General features: G+C 72.5%; 12 protein-coding genes and 1 pseudogene. 3 read left to right on the top strand and 10 right to left on the bottom strand.

The features are described 5' to 3' along the window. Positions 1–105 precede the first annotated feature (105 nt). Entirely contained in the window at positions 106–639 is a 534-nt protein-coding gene (locus DEJ18_RS06160; protein WP_258376903.1) for a DUF4870 domain-containing protein, read from the top strand. Here DEJ18_RS06160 and hemW read toward each other — a convergent pair. Continuing rightward, complete coding sequence (gene hemW / locus DEJ18_RS06155) at positions 629–1,870, bottom strand: radical SAM family heme chaperone HemW (RefSeq protein WP_111210421.1); 1,242 nt, start codon at positions 1,868–1,870, stop codon at positions 629–631. The two genes, DEJ18_RS06160 and hemW, sit on opposite strands and share 11 nt — an antisense overlap. Positions 1,871–1,878: 8 nt before the next feature. Between hemW and DEJ18_RS06150 the strand changes: the two genes are divergently transcribed. Next, positions 1,879–2,643 (top strand): HAD family hydrolase, encoded by a 765-nt coding sequence (locus tag DEJ18_RS06150; protein ID WP_111210306.1) that lies wholly within the window; start codon positions 1,879–1,881, stop codon positions 2,641–2,643. An 84-nt stretch (positions 2,644–2,727) separates the two neighbouring features. Here DEJ18_RS06150 and DEJ18_RS06145 read toward each other — a convergent pair whose 3' ends face one another. From DEJ18_RS06145 to DEJ18_RS06135, 3 genes are all read right to left on the bottom strand, one after another. Beyond that, the gene (locus tag DEJ18_RS06145) at positions 2,728–3,372 is read right to left on the bottom strand and encodes a DUF1990 domain-containing protein (protein WP_258376904.1); all 645 of its coding nucleotides are present in this window, start codon (positions 3,370–3,372) and stop codon (positions 2,728–2,730) included. Further along, complete coding sequence (lepA, locus tag DEJ18_RS06140) at positions 3,369–5,216, bottom strand: translation elongation factor 4 (RefSeq protein WP_111210307.1); 1,848 nt, start codon at positions 5,214–5,216, stop codon at positions 3,369–3,371. The genes DEJ18_RS06145 and lepA overlap by 4 nt, the downstream gene beginning before the upstream one ends. A gap of 128 nt (positions 5,217–5,344) precedes the next feature. Further along, the gene (locus tag DEJ18_RS06135) at positions 5,345–6,511 is read right to left on the bottom strand and encodes a pyridoxal phosphate-dependent aminotransferase (RefSeq protein WP_111080323.1); all 1,167 of its coding nucleotides are present in this window, start codon (positions 6,509–6,511) and stop codon (positions 5,345–5,347) included. A gap of 191 nt (positions 6,512–6,702) precedes the next feature. Here DEJ18_RS06135 and rpsT point away from each other — a divergent pair, with 191 nt between their 5' ends. Then, positions 6,703–6,963, top strand: coding sequence for a 30S ribosomal protein S20 (gene rpsT / locus DEJ18_RS06130; protein WP_110889633.1), 261 nt, complete (start codon positions 6,703–6,705; stop codon positions 6,961–6,963). 114 nt (positions 6,964–7,077) lie between these two features. Here the strand turns inward: rpsT and holA are convergent, their stop codons facing one another. The 6 genes and pseudogenes from holA to cydD all read right to left on the bottom strand — a co-directional run bounded on the left by holA (position 7,078) and on the right by cydD (position 17,652). After that, positions 7,078–8,097 carry a DNA polymerase III subunit delta gene (gene holA, locus DEJ18_RS06125; RefSeq protein WP_111210308.1) on the bottom strand — a complete coding sequence of 340 codons (1,020 nt, stop codon included), beginning with the start codon at positions 8,095–8,097 and terminating at the stop codon, positions 7,078–7,080. 812 nt (positions 8,098–8,909) lie between these two features. Continuing rightward, positions 8,910–9,980, bottom strand: a pseudogene (locus tag DEJ18_RS15985) (ComEC/Rec2 family competence protein); the annotation flags it as partial. An 821-nt stretch (positions 9,981–10,801) separates the two neighbouring features. Beyond that, positions 10,802–11,569 (bottom strand): ComEA family DNA-binding protein, encoded by a 768-nt coding sequence (locus tag DEJ18_RS06115; RefSeq protein ID WP_111210310.1) that lies wholly within the window; start codon positions 11,567–11,569, stop codon positions 10,802–10,804. Between the two features lie 91 nt (positions 11,570–11,660). After that, positions 11,661–14,216 (bottom strand): leucine--tRNA ligase, encoded by a 2,556-nt coding sequence (gene leuS, locus DEJ18_RS06110; RefSeq protein WP_111210311.1) that lies wholly within the window; start codon positions 14,214–14,216, stop codon positions 11,661–11,663. A 50-nt stretch (positions 14,217–14,266) separates the two neighbouring features. Continuing rightward, positions 14,267–15,985, bottom strand: coding sequence for a thiol reductant ABC exporter subunit CydC (gene cydC, locus DEJ18_RS06105; protein ID WP_111210312.1), 1,719 nt, complete (start codon positions 15,983–15,985; stop codon positions 14,267–14,269). Further along, entirely contained in the window at positions 15,982–17,652 is a 1,671-nt protein-coding gene (gene cydD, locus DEJ18_RS06100; protein ID WP_111210313.1) for a thiol reductant ABC exporter subunit CydD, read from the bottom strand. The genes cydC and cydD overlap by 4 nt, the downstream gene beginning before the upstream one ends. Positions 17,653–17,665 lie beyond the last annotated feature (13 nt).

Raw genomic sequence — 17,665 nt, 5'->3', positions numbered from 1 at the left:
TTCCCCTTCCGCTCGTGCTGGCACTCTCACTGGTCGAGTGCTGATCTTACGCCCGACCACCGACGGCACGGGACTTCTGCACAGCAGCCTCGGTACGCTGCGGGCATGAGCTACGGACAGGAGCCCGGCGGCCCCGAGCAGCACCGCGACGACCGCGCCGGCGGCAAGCCCGACGGACAGCAGTACCCCGGGCAGTACCCGGGCGCTCAGCAGGCCGGCGGCGGGTACCCGGGCCCGGCCGGCGGGTCGCAGTACGGCGGGTGGCAGCAGCCCGGCCAGCAGTACCCGAACGGCTACCAGCCGCCGCAGCCGATGACCCCCGAGGACCAGCGCCTCTGGGCGACCCTGACGCACGTCGGCGGCATCTTCTTCAACCTCCTGGTCCCGCTCGTCGCCTACCTCGTCCTGCGGGACCGCGGACAGTTCGTCCGCGAGCACACCCGGGTGGCACTGAACTTCCACATCACGATGGCCATCGCCTACTTCGCCGGCGGCCTGACGTCCGTGCTCGGCATCGGGTTCCTCGTCATCGCGGCCGTCGCGATCGTGTCGATCGTGTTCGGCATCATGGCCGCCATCGCCGCGAACCAGGGCCAGTTCTACAAGTACCCGCTCTCGATCGAGTTCTTCAAGCCCTGACGTCGTCGGCCGGCTCGTCGAGCAGGTCGCGCACGACGGCGTCCGCCAGCAGGCGGCCCTGGACCGTCAGCTCCAGGGAGCCGCCGAGGGCGGCCCGTCCGTCCACGAGACCGCGCGCGATGAGCCCGGCGACGCGGCTCCGGGCCTCCTGGCGGAGCTCGTCGATGCGCAACTCGCCTCGCACGCGAGCGGCCAGGAGCACGCGCTCCACGTACCGCGTCTCGTCGTCCAGCGTCTCGCGACCGGCGGCTGGCGACTCGTCCTGCAGCACCCGGTTTGCGTACGCGGCCGGGTGCTTGACGTTCCACCAGCGCGTCCCGGCGACCGCGGAGTGCGCACCGGGGCCGATGCCCCACCAGTCGTGACCCTTCCAGTAGGACAGGTTGTGCCGGCTGGCGTGCTGTGGGCCGCGCGCCCAGTTCGAGACCTCGTACCAGTCGTAGCCGGCGTCGCCGAGCACCCGGTCGGCGAGCTCGTACATGTCCGCGGCCAGGTCGTCGTCCGGTGCGGGGAGTTCCCCCCGCGAGACGGCGCGGCCCATCGCGGTCCCGTCCTCGACGATGAGCGAGTACGCCGAGACGTGGTCCGGCGCGCACGCGATCGCGGCGTCGAGCGAGGTGCGCCAGTCGTCCAGGGACTCCCCCGGCGTCGAGTAGATGAGGTCGAGGCTGACGTCGAGACCCTGCTGCTTCGCGAGGTCGACGACGACCGGCACCCGCTCGGGGTCGTGCGTGCGGTCGAGGGTCGCGAGCACGTGCGGGACCGCGGACTGCATGCCGTAGCTCATCCGCGTGAAGCCGGCCCGCTGCAGGGTGGCGATCGAGTCGGCGTCGACGGAGTCCGGGTTCGCCTCGGTCGTGACCTCGGCCCCGGGGACGATTCCCCACGTGTCGTCGATCGCCCGCAGGATCATCGCCAGGTCGGACGCCGGCAGCATCGTCGGGGTGCCGCCACCGAAGAACACCGTCGAGACCGGGCGTCGCGGGACCCCGGAGCGCTCGAGCACCCGGTCGGCGAACGCGATCTCACGCAGGGCATGGCCGGCGTAGTCGTCACGGCGCACCCCGCGGAGCTCGGACGCCGTGTACGTGTTGAAGTCGCAGTAGCCGCAGCGCACCCGGCAGAAGGGCACGTGCACGTAGACGCCGAACGGGACCTCGCCCGCTCCGGGTGCCGGTGCGACCAGCCCGTCCGACGGAGCGGGATCGGCGATCGGGAGAGCACTCGGCATGGAGTCCATTGTCCGTCATCATGGACGGCATGGAGCACCACCCCGTCCCCACCACGGTCCTCTGGGACATCGACGGCACCCTCGTGCGCAACGCCGCCTCACCGGGCAACCTCTACCACCTGGCCCTCGAGCGCGCCCTCGGACGGGACCTGCCACTGCTCGTCGGCCACCAGCACGGCCGGACCGACGCCGGCATCATCGTCGAGCACGTCCGAGCGCACCACCTGGAGGACGACCTCGTGCCGACCGTGAGCGGGCACCTGCGCGACCTGTCGGAGGAGCGTCACCGGTCCGGGGACCGCCGCACGCCCGCGCCGGGCGCGATCGACCTCGTCCGGCGCTTCGCCGCGCTCGGGTGGCGGAACGGGCTGCTCACCGGCAACTCCGCGCACCGCGCCCGGATCAAGCTGCTCGGCGCGGGCTTCGACGTCGACGCCTTCGACTGGGAGCACTCGTACTTCGGCGACGAGCAGGTCGAACGCTCCGGGGTGACCGCCCTCGCGGCCGCCGCGCTCTCGGGCACCCGCGCCGTGATCGTCGGGGACACACCACGTGACGGCGAGGCCGCGGACGCCGTGGGGATACCGTTCCTGGCGGTCGCCACCGGCGTCTACGACGTCGACGCCCTGCGGTCGACGAGCGCGGTGGCGGTCGCGCGCGACTGCGTCGAGGACGCGCGCCTCATCGAGGAGGCGATCGCGGGGCTCCCGCCGCTCGCCGAGGCACAGCCGGCCCGCCCGTCGTTCGATGGCGGGCCTCCCGGGCAGCGTTGAGCGTGGTCGGCTCGACGGGTGCTGCCGCTCCGGCCGGATGCGGCCGGGTCTGCCGGTGTCGCCGGAGCTGGCGGTCCCGCCCGGTCAGTCGCCGCGGAGCGCGGCCAGGTACTTCTCGGCCATCACGCGCTGCTGACGACGCAGCAACGGCGCCACGAAGCGCCACTTGCGACTCGCCGGCTGGGAGAACTGCCGGACCTGCAACCAGACCGAGCCGTCCGACGTGCGCTCGACGACGAACGACTCCTCACCCGACAGCGGGTGCCCCTCGAGCGTGCCGTAGGCGAAACCCTTGCGGTCGCGCTCGTCGATGATCGCCACGACGCGGACCGGTGCCTGCACCGTCTGCCCGAACGCGTGCATCGTCAGCGTCGCCGTCGTGCCCGCGGTCAGCAGCGGCGTGCCGTCCGGCGTGGTCTTCTCCACTCGCGGGGTGCCGATCGAGGCCGGAGCGATGGGGACGCCCTGCTCGTCGAAGGTGACGGGGTTGTAGCGGACCTCGTCGTCCTCGGGCATGTCCTCGACCCGGACGCCCATGCCGCTGCGCTCCTGGATCTGCCAGGTCAGCGCCTGCATGACCGCGGTCTCGAAGCGCTGGTCGCCGTGTCCGATGCGGGCGCGGGACTCGGCCGGGGTGAAGCCCTCCGGCGGGTAGGTCATGAGGTCGGAGGCCTGCGTGGCGCCGACCGCGCCGTACGTCAGCGCCGTCCGGTGCTGGCCGCGGCTCACTTCTTCTTCTCTTCCACGTCGCCGGAGAGCGCCGCGATGAAGGCCTCCTGCGGGACCTCGACCCGGCCGATGGTCTTCATGCGCTTCTTGCCCTCCTTCTGCTTCTCGAGGAGCTTGCGCTTGCGGGTGATGTCGCCGCCGTAGCACTTCGCGAGGACGTCCTTGCGCATCGCGCGGATGCTCTCGCGGGCGATGATGCGGGCACCGATCGCGGCCTGGATCGGCACCTCGAACTGCTGACGCGGGATGAGTTTCCGCAGGCGCTCGGTCATGAGCGTGCCGTACGCGTAGGCCTTCTCGCGGTGCACGATCGCGCTGAACGCGTCGACCTGGTCGCCCTGCAGCAGGATGTCGACCTTGACGAGGTCGGCGGCCTGGTCACCGGTGGGCTCGTAGTCGAGACTCGCGTACCCCTGCGTCTTGCTCTTCAGCTGGTCGAAGAAGTCGAAGACGATCTCGCCGAGCGGGATCTCGTAGCGGATCTCGACGCGGTCCTCGCCGAGGTACTCCATGCCGAGCAGGGAGCCACGGCGCTGCTGGCAGAGCTCCATGATCGCGCCGACGTAGTCCTTCGGCGCGAGGATCGCCGCGCGCACCATCGGTTCGCGGACCTCGACGATGCGCCCCGTCGGGAACTCGGACGGGTTCGTGACCTCGGTGACGGTGTTGTCCTCGGTCGTGACCTCGTAGACGACGCTCGGCGCGGTGGTGATGAGGTCGAGGTCGAACTCACGACGCAGGCGCTCGGTGATGATCTCGAGGTGCAGCAGGCCGAGGAACCCGCAGCGGAAGCCGAAGCCGAGCGCCACCGAGGTCTCCGGCTCGTACACCAGGGCGGCGTCGGACAGCTTGAGCTTGTCGAGCGCTTCGCGGAGGACCGGGTAGTCGCTGCCGTCGATCGGGTACAGGCCAGAGAACACCATCGGCTTCGGGTCGGTGTACCCGGCCAGGGCGTCCGTCGCGGGACGCTGCGCGCTCGTCACGGTGTCGCCGACCTTGGACTGGCGCACGTCCTTCACGCCCGTGATGAGGTACCCGACCTCGCCGACCGACAGGCCCTTCGTCGGGCTCGGCTCGGGGCTCGACACCCCGATCTCGAGGATCTCGTGCGTCGACTTGGTCGACATCATCTGGACCTTCTCGCGCGGCTTGATCGAGCCGTCGATCATGCGCACGTAGGTCACGACACCGCGGTAGCTGTCGTAGACGGAGTCGAAGATCATCGCGCGGGGTGCGGCGTCGACGGTCCCGACCGGGGCCGGCACCGTCCGGACCACCCGGTCGAGCAGCTCCGCGACACCTTCGCCGGTCTTGCCGGACACCCGGAGGACGTCCTCCGGCTTGCCGCCGATGAGCTGCGCCAGCTCGGCCGCGTACTTCTCCGGCTCGGCGGCCGGCAGGTCGATCTTGTTGAGGACCGGGATGATCTCGAGGTCGTTCTCGAGCGCCAGGTACAGGTTCGCGAGCGTCTGGGCCTCGATGCCCTGCGCCGCGTCCACGAGGAGGATCGCGCCCTCGCACGCCGCGAGGGACCGCGAGACCTCGTACGAGAAGTCGACGTGCCCCGGCGTGTCGATCATGTTCAGCGCGAAGGTCTCGCCGTCGAGCTCCCACGGCATGCGCACGGCCTGCGACTTGATCGTGATGCCGCGTTCGCGCTCGATGTCCATCCGGTCGAGGTACTGCGCACGCATCGCCCGGTCCTCGACGATGCCGGTGATCGACAGCATGCGGTCGGCCAGCGTGGACTTGCCGTGGTCGATGTGCGCGATGATGCAGAAGTTGCGGATCGCGGCGGCCGGCGTCGAGGCGGGCTCGAGCGGCGCAGATGCTTGTGGGCTCACGGTTCCTCGGGGTGGGTCGGACGGTTCGTCGATTGTCCCATGCTCGCGCCTCGGCGGCGCGCACGGACGGGAGGCGCCGACCGGCACCCGACACCGGTCGGGCCGGCGCGTCCCCGCGACGACGCTGCTCAGACGTCGGTCGCGTGCGCTCCGACGGTCGGGACGGGCAGGGCGCCGAGCCCGCGGCGGAGGTCCTCGGCCGTGGCCGCCAGGCACACGCGGATCCACCCCTCGCCGGTGCGGCCGAACGCGCTGCCCGGCGCGACCGCCACCCGTTCGCGCTGCAGGAAGGCGAGCGCCCACTCGGCCACGTCGCCGTCGGTCGCGTGCGACACGTCGATCCAGAGGTAGAACGCGCCCTTCGGGTCGTTGTACCGGATGCCGGCGGCGTCGAGCACCCCGGTCGCGATCTCGAGGTTCCGGCGGTAGTGCTCGCGGGCGTCCTGCACGGGCGAGTGGTCGCCCACGATCGCCGCCAGCGCAGCCCACTGGTCGGGCTCCGCCACGCAGCTGATGATCGACTCCTGCACGGTGCGCATCGTCGGGCCGAGGCCCTTCGGCGTCACCAGGTACCCGACCCGCACGCCCGTCATCGCGTACGTCTTGCTCAGCGAGAAGGCCGAGAACACCCGGTCGTCCTCGTCGAGCGAGGCCAGGCTGACGTGCCGGGTGCCGTAGGTGAAGTACTCGTAGACCTCGTCGCTGATCACCCACAGGTCGTGCCGCTTCGCCAGTGCCAGCAGGTCCCGCAGTGTCTGCTCGCCGAAGACGGAGCCGAGGGGGTTGGACGGCGAGTTGACGACGATCGCGCGCGTACGGTCGGTGATCCGCGCCTCCAGGGCCGCCAGGTCCGGCTCGAACCCGTGCGCCGGGGACAGCTGGTACGGCACCGGGTCCGCGCCGATGATGTGCGCGTTCATCGTGAAGGTCGTGTAGCCGGGGTCGGGCACCAGCACCTCGTCGCCGGGCGAGAGCACGAGCGTCATCGCGGTGAACAGCGCCTGCGTGGCGCCGACCGTGACCCACACCTGCTCGAGGTCGACCTCCATCCGGTTCTCGCGCCGCAGCTTGTCCTGGATCGCCTGCCGCAGCTGCGGGATGCCGCCGTTCGGGCCGTAGTCGGTGCGGTCCTCGGCCCAGGCGCGGCGCGCGGCGTCACCGATGTGCTTCGCGACCGGGACGTCCGGCTCACCGATGACGAGCATGGTGACGTCGTCGAGGAGTGCGGCCTGCTCGAACACCCGGCGGATGCCCGACGGCGGGACGGTGTCGATGCGGGGTGCGAGGGACGGCATGTCGACACCGTATCCGCTCCGCTCGTGGCGCCACGCGGACCGTGTCGGGCTTTGGTCGGGACGGGTCGGCCTGGTAACGTTTGTCGCTGGCTTACGCGTTCCGTCGCCCACGGGTGGAACGCGATGCGACGAAGGGCCCCTCTACCCGGGATCGCAACCACCCGTCCGAGACGAAACCAGGAGCAACACGCATGGCGAACATCAAGTCGCAGCTCAAGCGCATCAAGACCAACCAGAAGGCCACCGACCGCAACAAGGCGTACAAGTCGGAGCTGAAGACGTACATCCGTCACACCAACGAGGCCATCGCCTCGGGCGACAAGGACAAGGCCGTCGCCGCCCTGTCGCTCGCCGCGAAGAAGCTCGACAAGGCCGTGAGCAAGGGTGTCATCCACAAGAACCAGGCCGCGAACCGCAAGTCGGCCATCGCGAAGAAGGTCTCCGCGCTCTGATCTGAGTCGCTGACGACGAAGGCCCCGCACCGGTGGTGCGGGGCCTTCGTCGTTCCCGGGGGTCGCCACGGCTGTGAGGCTCGCTGTCGGCACGGCCGGGAGGCTCGGTGCCCGTCAACGTTCCTCGCCGCGTCGGGCGATGGTACGGACCATCAGCTCCAGCGCGAAGTGGGCGTCGCGGGAACCGCCCTTCACGGCCGCATCGGCCGCTGCGATGCTCATGATGGCGTTCGCGAGACCGGCTTCGCTCCACCCGGCGACGTCGCGCTGGGCACGCTGCACCTGCCACGGCGCCAGACCGAGTGCGGAAGCGGCCTGCCCGCTCGACCCGCGGTAGGAACTCACCTTCGCCATCGTGCGGATCTTGCTCGCGAAGGCGGCGACGATCGGGACCGGGGCCTCACCGGTCGCGAGGGCGTGCCGCAGTTCGACGATCGCCGGAGCGGAACGACCGGCGAGGGCGATGTCGGCCACCTTGAACGCGTTCGTCTCGACCCGGCCGCCGTAGTACTTGTCGACGGTGCGGTCGGTGATCTCGTCGGCCTCGTCCGCGAGGAGCTGGCGACATGCAGCGGCGAGTTCGGCGAGGTCGTCGGCGAACGCGGCGACCAGGGTGCGGACGGCCGAGGGTGCGATCTTCCGGCGGGCGGCGCGGAACTCCGCGTTGACGAAGTCGATCCGGTCGGTGTCGCGCTTGATCTCGTCGCACTGGACCTCGATGCCGCCACCGACCCCGCTGCGGATGGTGTCGAGGAGCTTCTTGCCCCGGACTCCCCCACCGTGTCGGAGCACCAGGGTGACGTCGTCCGCCGGGGCCTGCAGGTACGAGATGCTCTCGGTGATGAAGGCGTCCGTGCACTTCTCGACGTGCGTGACGCGCACGAGCCGGGGTTCACCGAACAGCGACGGGCTCGCCAGCGTGGCCAGCAGGCCGGGCGCGTACTGGTCGGCTTCGAGGTCGTGCACCTCGAGCGCCGGGTCCTCGCCGACGAGCAGGTCCCGGAGCATGCCGATCGACCGCTCGGCGAGGAACGTCTCCGCGCCCGTGACCAGGACGACCGGTGCCGGCCGGATCGCCGACCACGGGACCTGGTCGATCTTCGCTGCGGCGCGCGCGGGCTTCTTGGCAGGCATGCGGGTCCTTCCGGTGGTGCTGGGTGGCGACGCCGGCCCTTCCGCTGCACAGTCGGCAGGAACGGTCGAGGTCGCCTCGATCCTACGGGCGACAGCCGACGAGCCCGGCCGACGACGGCGACCAGGGCTGCGGGCCTGCTGCTGGTGCCGGACATGCTCTGGCCGGAACCTGTGTCGTCATCGCGACGTTCCGTCCACACCTCGAGCGGGCGAAGACCGATCGCCTCGGCCGGGCCGCTGACGTCTCCCCCGATTGCCCCGTCATCGGCATCGTCGCCGGCGCCCCTGTCCGGAGGCTCGCCGCCCCGGATGACGATCGTGCCCGACCGGTCCGTCCGGTACGGAGTGGTGCCGGCCGCCACGAGCATCTCCAGCGCCCGTTCCGTCGGGTGCCCGTAGTCGTTGTCCGCCCCGACCCCGATCAGGCCGACGCGGGCAGCGAGCACGCGGTACAGCTCCGGGTCCTGGTCGGCGGATCCGTGGTGCGCGACCTTGACCACGTCGACCGGCGCGAGCGCGTCCGGCGCCGCGGTCCGGAGGAGTCGGCGTTGCGCGTCCTCGCCCAGGTCGCCGAGCAGCACCGTGCTGAGGCACCCGGGGCAGGGCTCTCCCGGCGCCGGGTCGACCCGGAGGACGATGCTCGCCGCGTTGCCGGCGCGCTCGTCCCCGCTCGGCGGCCACAGCACGCGCCACCCGAGCTCGCCGAGCAGCCCGCTGGTCCCGTCGGCAGCCTGGCGGACGTCGACCTGCGCCGCCCGCAGATCGGACACGACGCGGGCGTCCGCGGGCCTGCCGACGGGTCCGACGAGGGCGGTGTCGACCTGGCGGGAGACCTCGGCCACGGCACCGACGTGGTCGCGGTCGAAGTGCGTCAGGACGAGCAGGTCGAGGTGGTCCACGCCGAGCAGCGCGAGGCAGTCCCGGAGCCGTCCGGGATCGTCCCCGGTGTCGACGAGCGCCGTCCGGCCGGCACTCCGGAGCACGGTGGCGTCCCCCTGCCCGACGTCACACATCGCGATCGTCCACCCCGTCGGCACGCTGCCGCGCACCAGGACCTCGGGCACCGCGACCGAACCGACGCCGACCGCAGCGATGACGGCTGCCAGGACGAACAGGCTGCGGCGGACCCGACCCGGCGCGAGCACCCCCACCGCCAGCGCGACACTCACCGCGGCGGCGCCGACGATCCCGCCCGTGCCGGACGGCCACGGCACCGATGCCACCGGCAGCGCGGCCGCCCCGTGGGCGACGGCTCCGATGGCCGCTGCCGGGACCCATCCCACGCCCGCGAGCACCCCCGCGCCGGTGGGCCACAGCGGTGCGAGCAGACATGCGCCGAGGCCGACGACGGTGGCGACCGGGGCCAGGAACTCCGCGAGCAGGTTCGCCGGCACCGCGTAGGTCGGCACCGTCGGCGACAACGGGATGGTGACCGGCCAGCACGCGATCTGCGCCGCGACCGGCACCGACACGGCTGCCGCGACCGGGGGCCAGGTCCGACGGGCGAGCAGGTCGGTGAGCGGCGGGGCGAGGACCACGATGCCGGTCGTCGCCAGGACCGAGAGCGCGAACGCGAACGAGCGGGCGACCCACGGGTCGACCACGAGCATGCCGAGGACCGCGATCGCGATGAGCGGCACGCCGCGCACCGGCCGTCCGGTCAGGTGCACGACGAGGACCACCACGGCCATCACGGCAGCCCGGGTGATCGACGGGTCGGGGCGGACCAGGACGACGAAGCCGAGCAGCACCGCGACCGCGACTGTGGCCCGCACGATCCGCGGGACGCCCAGCGCACGGCCGAGCAGGACCACCAGGGCGACGACGACTGCGCAGTTCGAGCCGGAGACCGCCGTCAGGTGCGTCAGCGCCGACGTCTCCATCGCCTGCTCGGTCTCCGGGTCCAGCCCGGACCGGTCACCGATCGCGAGCCCGCGGAGGAGCGCGCCGCCCGGCTCCGGGAGGCCCGTGGTGACCGTCACGAAGGCCGCCCGCGCGACGGCACTGACGCCGAGGACACCCGTCGGACCCGCCGTGGTCTCGATCGGACCTTGGGCGAAGACGACGACGGACGTCGGTGCACCGGGATCGTCCGCCTGGAGCTGACCCCGGACGGTCACGAGTGCTCCGGCCGGCACCACGGGCGCGCGTGGCTCGTCGGCCGGCGGGACGAGCCGGACCGGCACGCGCAGACCCGTGTGCAACTCGGCGCGCACCACGACCGTCTCGAGCGTGCCGACCACGGACCGGTCGTCGGCGGCGAGGTCGCGGTCGAGCCGGACACGGGTCTCCACCCTGTGGTCGGTCGCGTCGAGCACGATCGCGGGAGCCCGGGCACCCTGGCCGGCAGCGACCGCACCGGCCGCCAGGGCGACCAGGAGGGCCGTGGTGAGCACGAGCGCGGCGGTGCCGCGCACGGCGTCGACCGGGACCGCGCGAGCGGGACGGAGCCAGCCCGCTCGGTACCGACCGTCCCCGACCGGACCGGTCGCGGACGGACCACTCCCGAACAGGAGCGCACCGGACACCAGCCCCGCCACGGCAGTCGCGACTGCGGCGACCACCACCCCCACCTGCGGCACCCCGACGAGCACGACCACCACGATCCACGTCACCGCGACCGGGCCGGCCAGTCGCAGGTCCGCCACGGAGGTCCGCGGCGGACCGCCGCGAGCGAGACCGGCACCGGTCGACGTCTCCGCGCTCACACCCGCACCCGGTCCTGCAACTCGGCGAAGCGGCCTTCCCCGATGCCGCTGACCTCGAGCAGGTCCTCCACCGAACGGAAGCCACCGTGCTCCTCCCGCCACGCCAGGATCCGCTCGGCCAGCGCGGGCCCGATGCCGGGCAACGTCTCGAGGGCAGTGGCGTCGGCGACGTTGAGGTCGACGACCGCCGGAGCACCGCCGGCTCCCGCGCCCCCGGCCCCACCGCCTCCCGGCGCGGCCACGCTGCCACCAGGGCCGGCGCCCGCACCCCCGCCACCACCCGCCGGGATCTCGGCGGGGATCTCGGTCTCCCCGGCCCGCGGCACGTACAGTCGCTCCCCGTCGACGACGGGCCGGGCCAGGTTGAGCCGGGAGAGGTCCGCGTCCGCCGACGCTCCCCCGGCCGCCGTCAGCGCGTCCGAGACCCGTGCATCCGGCGGCACCGTGACGACTCCCGCCCGACCGACGGCCCCGACGACGTACACCACGGCCACGGCGGGCGCGCGCGACGGCGAGCCGGAGGGGGCGCCGGACAGCCCGGCCACCGGTGAGGACCCACCGGTGGCCGGAGACGACGGGGAGCGCCTCGACGGCTCGCCCCCACCCGCCACCGTCGGCGCTCCGGAGACGACCGTTACCCCGTCGGCCGACGCTCCTCCGCCGTCACCCGTCCATGATCCGGCCAGGACGACCCCGAGCGCGAGCACCAGCACGATGCCGACGAGCACCAGGGCGGCGCGGGGAGTGAGCACGAAGCGGGACATGCCGGAACGCTACGGAGCCCGGTCTCCCGACCGGGCTCCGTAGCGACACCCCTGTGGACGGCGTCAGCCGTACCGGTGCTGTGGAGGGGCGTTACCCCTTGATGGCGATGTTGACGAGCTTCGGCGCCCGCACGATGACCTTCACGATCTCGCGGTCCCCGATGTACCGCTGCACCGCTGCCGAGGTCCGGGCGAGCTGCTCGAGCTCGTCGGCCTCGATCGACTTCGACACCTCGAACGAGTCGCGCACCTTGCCGTTGACCTGCACGACGGCGGTCAGGGTCTCCTGCACGAGCAGCGTCGGGTCGGCCTTCCGCCACCCGAACGTCGCGACCGGCGAGTCGTAGCCGAGCGTCTGCCACATCTCCTCACCGGTGTACGGCGCGAAGACGCTGAGGCCCAGGGCGATGGTCTCGGCGGCCTCCCGCACGGCGGGATCGGCGGCACCGGGGCCGCTGTCGATCGCCTTGCGGGTGACGTTCACCAGGTCCATCAGCCGCGCGATCACGACGTTGAACTTGAACGACTCCATGAGCCCGGGGGCGTCCGCCAGGAACCGGTGGGTCGCCTGTCGCACGCTGCGGTCACCGGTCGACCAGACGGCGTCCGGCGTCGAGGTGACGTCGACCGCGATGCGGTACGCCCGGGCCAGGAACCGAGCCGAGGCCGCCGGCGAGACGTCCTCCCAGTTGATGTCGTCCTCCGGCGGACCGGCGAAGCCCATCACGAGGCGGATGGCGTCGACACCGTGTGCGTCGAGCTCGTCGCCGAGCGACACCCCGCCCTTCGACTTCGACATCTTCGAACCGCCGGAGAGCACCATGCCCTGGTTGAGCAGCGCCGAGAACGGCTCGGTGAAGTCGAGGTAGCCGAGGTCGAAGAGCACCTTCGTCACGAAGCGTGCGTAGAGCAGGTGCAGGATCGCGTGCTCGACGCCGCCGATGTACTGGTCGACGGGCGCCCACTTGTTGACCAGCGCCGGGTCGAACGCCTGGGTCTCGTCGTTCGGCGACAGGAAGCGCAGGAAGTACCAGGACGAGTCGACGAACGTGTCCATCGTGTCCGGGTCACGGCGGGCCGGGGTGCCGTCCACCGGGTTCGGCACGTTCACCCAGTCGGTGGCACCGCCGAGGGGCGAGGTGCCCTTCGGCTTGAGGTCCAGGCCCTCGGTGTCGGGCAGGACGACGGGCAGCTGGTCCTCCGGGACCGGGTACTGCGTGCCGTCCTCACCGTGGATGATCGGGATCGGGGTGCCCCAGAAGCGCTGGCGGGAGATGAGCCAGTCGCGCAGCCGGTACGTCTTGGCGGCACGGCCGGTCCCGCGCTCCTCGAGCAGCCCGATGGCGGCGGTGATGGCGTGCTGCTTGCTCATGCCGTCGAGCGGGCCGGAGTTGATCATCCGGCCCTGTCCGGTGAGGGCCTCGCCCGTGGTGGTCGGGTCGAGCGACGGCAGGTCGTCGAGGGTCGCGCCCTCGGCGATGACCGGGATCGCACCGGTGACGGGCTGGTTCGTGTCGACGACGACCTTGACCGGCAGGTCGAAGGCGCGGGCGAAGTCGAGGTCGCGCTGGTCGTGCGCCGGAACGGCCATCACGGCGCCGTGACCGTAGTCGGCGAGGACGTAGTCGGCGGCCCACAGCGGCAGGCGCTCCCCGGTCAGCGGGTGGATCGCCGAACGACCGAGCGGCACACCCGTCTTCGGTCGGTCCGCGTTCTGGCGGTCGATGTCCGACGCCTTCTGCGTGGCGACCAGGTACTCCTGGAACGCGGCACGGGTGGCGTCGTCGACCGAGGGGTCCGCGACGAGCTCCGCGGCGAGGTCCGAGTCGGGTGCGACGACCAGGAAGGTCACGCCGTGGATCGTGTCGGGACGCGTGGTGAACACCGTGACGGGCTCGTTCCGCCCCTCGATGAGGAAGTCGACGTCGGCACCGACCGAGCGCCCGATCCAGTTGCGCTGCATCGCGATGACCTTCGACGGCCACCGGCCCTCGAGCTGGTTGAGGTCGTCGAGCAGGCGGTCCGCGTAGTCGGTGATCTTGAAGTACCACTGCGTCAGCTTCTTCTTGACGACGACGGCACCGGAGCGGTCCGAGGTGCCGTCGGGCAGGACCTGCTCGTTGGCGAGGACGGTCTGGTCCACCGGGTCCCAGTTGACCCAGCTGTCCTTCCGGTACGCCAGGCCCTTCTCGTACATCTTGAGGAACAGCCACTGGTTCCACTTGTAGTACTCGGGGTCCGAGGTGTGGATCTCGGTCGACCAGTCGAACGAGGGCGCGTACCGCTTGAACGAGGCCTTCTGCTGCGCGATGTTCGCGTAGGTCCAGTCCTTCGGGTCGACCCCGCGCTTGATGGCGGCGTTCTCGGCGGGCAGGCCGAAGGAGTCCCAGCCGATCGGGTGCAGCACGTTGAAGCCCTGCTGGCGCCAGTACCGCGCCACGAAGTCGCCGAGCGCCCAGTTCTCGGCGTGCCCCATGTGCAGGTCACCGGACGGGTACGGGAACATCTCGAGGATGTACTTGCGCGGGCGCTTGTCGTCGGGGTCGGCGGTGAAGAGGCCGAGCTCTTCCCACCGTGCCTGCCACTTCTGCTGGATGCGCCGGAAGTCGTAGGTGTGCGGGTCCTCGACGTGCTGCTCGATGGTCACGGTCCACAACGATACAAGCCGGGAGGCTCCCCCCGCGTCCGCGCATCGGCTCACCGCGCGAGCAGGCGTCCGTCCGCCATCCGCAGGGTGCGGTCGACCAGGTCGGCCGGAACCGGCACGTGGGACACGACGAGCAGCGTGCGGCCCGCGGCCCGGACGGTCGTGACCAGGTCGCGGAGCACGGCGTCGCCGAGGTCGGGGTCGATGTCGGCGGTCGGTTCGTCGAGCACGAGGACCGGGAACGCGTGGAGGAGCGCCCGGGCCAGCGCCAGCCGGTGCGCCTGCCCGCCGGACACGAGCGACCCGCGCTCCCCGACGCTGGCGTCGAGTCCCCCGCGTCGTGCCACCCAGTCACCGAGCCCGACCCGGTGGAGCACGTCGAGCAGTTCGGCGTCGGTGGAGCCCTCGCGGGCGAACAGCAGGTTCTGACGGACCGACTGGTCGAAGACGAACGGGTCCTGCTCGATGAGCCCGACGCGGGCGCGGACCGCGTCCGGGTGCAGGGTCCGCGCCGCGACGCCGTCGAGCGTGTACCCGCCGGTGTGGTCAACGAACCGGACGAGTGCATCGACGAGGGTCGACTTGCCCGCGCCGCTCGGACCGCTCAGCACGACGACCTCGCCGGGCTCCAGGTCGAACGACACGCCGTCGACTGCGGGCGCCGGTGCGCCGGGCCACCGGACGGACAGGTCGCGCACCCGGACTGTCACGGCCGACGGCACGGCGAGTTCCTCGGCCGTCGCGGCCCGGTCCGGCTCCGGCACGAGTCCGGCGGGCAGCTCGGCGGGCACGACCTGCTCGACGCGCTCGGCGGCGGCACGGACCCGGCGGAGGGTGAGGACCGCCAGCGGGACGCTCCCGACGACCTCGAACAGCGCGAGCGGGACGAACACCGCCAGGGCCCAGAGCGGACCGTCCAGGGCGCCCGCCACCACAGTGGGGGCCCCGACGGCGAGCACACCGAGGACCGCGGCACCGCCGACGAGCCCCACGAGCGCACCGACGAGGGACTCGACGGCGCCGCGCCGACGGACCGCACGGGTCACCCGGTCGTCGAGGCGGCCGAGGTGCGTGAGTCGCTCCTCGAGCGTGCCGTACGCGGCGAAGACGTCGAGCGTCCGCACGGTGTCGAGCACGAGGTCGGCGACGTGCCCCCGGTCGGCCGCGGTCTGCCGGTCGGACCGCGTCGCCACGACGCTCGTGACGACCGTCCCGACGAGCGCGGCGACGCCGAGCGCCAGGAGGAGCACGAGGGCCGCCGGCAGGGACACGAACGCGACCGCGACCACCGAGAGGAGCGCGGTGGCACCGGCCGAGACGAGCGGACCGACCACCCGGATCGGCAGGTCCTGCAGCCGGTCGGTGTCGGTGACGAGCCGGGTCATGAGGTCGCCGCGACCGGTCGACCCGAGCCCGGCGGGGGCGACCGACGCCAACCGGCGGTACATCTCGGTGCGGACGACGGCGAGTTGACGGAAGGACGCGTCGTGCCCGGCCAGGCGGTCCACGTACCGGAAGACGGCGCGGCCGAGTGCGAAGGCGCGGACCCCGACCATGACGAGCGTCAGGTAGAGGATCGGCGGGTGTTCCGCTGCACGGGTGATGAGGTACCCGCTCGCGGCGAGCAGGGCGACGCCGCACAGCGCGCTGAGCACGCCGGCGGCGACCGCCTTCGCCCAGCCGCGCCCGCGGGGCATGGCGAGCCGGAGGACGGAGCCGGGACGGGCCTCCCGGTCGGTCCCGGCGGCACTGCCGCGCGTCGCCGTCATGCGGACACCACCCGGGCGGTCCGGATCGTGACGGCACCCGAGGGGTCGACGGTCGCCACGACGTCGGCGGCAGCGATGACCGCACGCCGGTGGCTCGCGACGACGACGACGGCCCCGTCGTCCGCCAGTCGGCGCGCCGCGGCGACGACGAGCGACTCGGACTCCGCGTCGAGGGCGGACGTCGGCTCGTCGAGGAGCACCAGCGGGGTCCGGCGGGCCGCGGCCCGGTACAGGCCGCGGGCCACCGCGACCCGCTGCGCCTGACCGCCGGACAGCCCCGTGCCACCGGAACCGACCGGGAGGCCCGGCTCCAGTCCCAGCCCGACCGCACCGAGCGCGGTCCGCACGCGCTCGACGTCGGGGGTCGCGGACAGGGCGACGTTCTCGGCGACCGTGCCCCGGACGAGGCGGGGGCGCTGGTCGACCCAGGTGGTGCGCTCCGTCACGGGTGTGCCCGCCGCGCCGGGGACGACGACCGTGCCGTCGTGCGGGAGGACGCCACGGAGCGCGGCGAGGAGGCTCGACTTGCCGGACCCGCTCGGGCCGGCCACCGCGACGACGGTGCCGACCGGGGCGGTCAGGTCGACCGGACCGACGACGACGTCGGGACGGTGGACGGTGAGGCCCCGGAGGACCAGTGCGTCGGCGGCAGCGTCGTCCGCGCTCCGCGCGGCTGGTGCCGAGGCGTCGGACGTGTCCCGCTGCGGGTCGTCGAGCACGTCGAGCACGGTCCGCGAGGCCTCGACCCCGTCCTGCGCCGCATGGAAGTCGGCACCGACCTGTCGGAGCGGGGCGAACGCCTCGGGCGCGAGGACGAGCACGAACAACGCCGCACCGAGGCCGAGCGAGCCGTCGACCAACCGGATGCCGATCGACACCGCGACCAGGGCGACGGAGAGGCTGGCCGCGAGCTCGAGCGCGAACCCGCTCACGAAGGACAGCCGGAGCACCCCGAGGGTCCCGCGGCGGTACTCGTCCGTGACGCGTCCGATCCGGCTGACCTGCCGTCGGGCCCGCCCGAAGACCTTGAGCGTCGCGAGCCCCTCGACCGCCTCGGTGAACGCGCCGCCGAGTCGCGCCAGCGCGTCCGCCTGACGGCGCTGGAGCGTCTGCGTCGCCAGGCCGATGAGGATCATGAAGACCGGGATGACGGGCATCGCGCACACGATGACGATCGCGCTCGTCAGGTCGCCGAGTGCGATCGCGACCAGGAGGACCGGGGTCGCGACCGCCGTGAGCGCGAGCTGCGGGAGGTAGCGGCCGAAGTACGCGTCGAGGGCGTCGAGACCGGGCCCGAGCGTCGTGGCGAACCCGGCGCTCGACCGACCGGCGAGCCATCCCGGCCCCCGGTCGGCCGCGCGCCGGAGCACGGCCGCGCGGAGTTCGCTCTTCACCCGGGCGCCGGCACGCGCCGCCAGGTCGTCCGTGGCCCACGCCGCGACCGCCCGGAGCAGGAAGGCGGCGCCGAGGAGGGCGAGCGTGCCCCCGAAGGTCGTGGGCACCTGCCCGGACCGGACCGCGTCGACGACCTGGGTCACCGCCGCGGCGATGCCCCAGGCGATCCCGATGGTGGCGGTGGTCCGCACCGCGCCGGTCCCGGCGGCGGCGAGGACGAACCCGCGCGCGGTCCGGGACAGCCGGAGCAGACGGGGGTCGAGCGGCTTCATCCGGGCCTCCGGC

Origin of the sequence: Curtobacterium sp. MCSS17_015, assembly GCF_003234265.2 — a bacterium.
Taxonomy (GTDB): Bacteria; Actinomycetota; Actinomycetes; order Actinomycetales; family Microbacteriaceae; genus Curtobacterium.
The sequence above is the reverse complement of the archived record's forward strand: the minus strand, read 5'-3'. Positions and strand labels throughout refer to the sequence as shown.